The sequence below is a fragment of the Ligilactobacillus pobuzihii E100301 = KCTC 13174 genome (assembly GCF_000349725.1).
GTDB classification, from domain to species: Bacteria; Bacillota; Bacilli; order Lactobacillales; family Lactobacillaceae; genus Ligilactobacillus; species Ligilactobacillus pobuzihii.
Map to the genome: position 1 here is coordinate 44,089 of NZ_KB714694.1, position 2,384 is coordinate 46,472.

At 39.4% G+C, this 2,384-nt stretch carries 2 protein-coding genes; both read left to right on the plus strand.

The annotated features are described in order from the left end of the window. Positions 1 to 1,564 (plus strand): ABC-ATPase domain-containing protein (locus LACPOB_RS11845; protein ID WP_040532893.1); only part of this gene is annotated, 1,564 nt, incomplete at its 5' end. A gap of 36 nt (positions 1,565 to 1,600) precedes the next feature. Continuing rightward, the gene (locus LACPOB_RS0106020) at positions 1,601 to 2,221 is read left to right on the plus strand and encodes a DUF3862 domain-containing protein (protein WP_017867930.1); all 621 of its coding nucleotides are present in this window, start codon (positions 1,601 to 1,603) and stop codon (positions 2,219 to 2,221) included. Positions 2,222 to 2,384: the final 163 nt, after the last annotated feature.

Here is a 2,384-nt window from a genome sequence, read left to right on the forward strand (position 1 = left end):
GTCTACGATGCATGTAGTCATTAAGCGAGAAAAGACACGATTACCAGCAAACTTACTTGATACAAAAGATAAACGCTTGGTTGTTGCAGACTTTTTACAACGAAATTTTGCACAACAAGCACAGAAAAATAAGTTGAACACTAAGGGTACCGGTCATAGTGGACAATTATACATCGATAGTTGTGGACAAGAAATTTTAGAACGGACAGGGATCGTGATCGGTGAACAAAATATCGAGGCTCGTTTTGAAGTTGGTTTGCCGGCAGCTGGCCGTAGGATCAAGGGCAAAGAAGCGGCTCGGATCTTTAATGAACTTTTGCCGCAAATCGTACAAAACTCATTGTTATACACTAATATTGATCAAACGGCTTTGAAAAATCAAGTCGAGCTCTTTTTGGAACAACAAGAAATCAGACAACAAATGAGAAAGCAAAATTTAGTGGGTTTCGTGGCGAACGGGGCAATTTTGCCGCGTGCAAGTGGTTCATCTGACCTACCCTTGCAAAAGGGAACACCATTTCGCAGTCCTAATACGATGGAAGTTACTTTTCAATTAAGTAATGGCAAAAAAATCAGTGGTATGGGGATCGGCCAGGGAATCACACTGATCGTTGGTGGTGGTTACCACGGTAAATCGACCTTGCTTAGGGCTTTAGATGTTGGTGTTTATGATCACATTCAAGGCGACGGTCGTGAATTTGTTTTGACTGACAAAACGGCCATGAAGATCCGTGCTGAAGATGGGCGGAGTGTGACGGATGTTAATATTACACCATTTATTAATCATATCCCTGGTCGCCGTGACACTTCATCATTTTTAACTGTTAATGCTAGTGGTAGCACATCTCAAGCAGCTAATGTGATCGAAGCGTTAGAAAGTGGGACCAAAACATTGTTGATCGATGAGGATACTTCAGCCACGAATTTTATGATCCGCGATGCACGCATGCAACGTTTAGTTTCGAGTGACAAGGAACCGATCACTCCTTTTGTTGACAAAATCAAGGCCTTATTTAAACAACATGGTGTTTCTACAATTTTAGTAACTGGTGGTTCTGGTGATTATTTCGAAATTGCTGACCGTATTATCATGATGAATGAATACCAGCCAGGAGATGTGACTAAACGAGCACGTGAGATTGCTGAGATGGAAAACTCGCATCGAAGTGTAGCGGATGAGCGGAATTTTGGTAGTCTAGAAGAGCGCATTCCTAAAAAGAGTAACTTTCGGATCGTGAGTCGTAAAGACCGTTTTAAGGTCAGAAATAAAACTGAAATAACTTTTGGACATACTACGATCAACTTAGATGCGTTAGAACAATTAACAGATTCAAGTCAAACACGTGGGATCGTTGCCTTGTTACAGATTTTAAAGGCTAACTATTTTAATGATCAGACTTCATTTGCACAAATGACCGAAAAATTGTATGCTGACATTCAACAACAAGGATTAGATCATGTGTTGAACTCCAAACGTCATCCGGGTAATATTGCTTTACCGCGGCGACAAGAATTGTGTGCAGCTATTAACCGCTATCGTGGTTTACACGTCATTAAAAAATAGAACTAGTAGATTGAAACAGTGGGGGACCAAATTATTATGACTGAAAAAGACAATTCGACCCAAAATAATAATAAACTAACTAGTTTTTGGCAACATACCTTGGTCACATTGCTCGTTGTGATCGTGGTGATTTTTGGTGGGGTATTTATCAAGCAACAATATGAGTCTAAAAATCATTTGACTCAGTCAAACTTTAACTCGATCGAATTGTCGCAGTCTGAAGGTGATTCGTTGGATGATGTGACAGAACTATTCGGCAAAAAACCATCTGCAGTAACTAAGGTGCAAAAAAAGGGGGTCGTGACCCAAGTAGCTGCTTGGCAAAATGTGGTTGATGCTAGTCAGGATTCGAAAATTTCTATCTACTTTAACGATGGACACGCGGTATCAAAAACCATTAAGGGCTTGAAAAGAGATAGAACTACTAAAATCACACGCAAAGATTTTGACGAATTAAAGCCAGGTATGAAAAAAGGCGATGTTGCTCGTAAAATTGGTACACCGAATGATTACACTTATGACGAGCGTTTTTATGGAGTTAGCAGTGAACAATGGTCCTACACGGGAATTGACGAAAATGGTAAATCAGTCGGAGTAATGACGTTATCTTTTAGAAATGGAGATTTGGCTGGTAAGACGCAAAATAATTTAAAATAAAACAAAAATCCTGAGAGTGAGAAAAAACATTTTTTGGAATATGTTTAAGGGCCGTCGATTTAACCCATTTTGAACTGCGCCCGTCAAGTAGACAAGAAAATAAATAAAGATTTTTCAAGTTATTTAAGCTAGCTAAGTAACTGATTAATTGAAGATCGCTTAA

Excerpts from the sequence above, each read along its gene's own strand:
- LACPOB_RS0106020 (WP_017867930.1), top strand. The coding sequence starts at position 1,601 with ATGACTGAAAAAGACAATTCGACCCAAAATAATAATAAACTAACTAGT.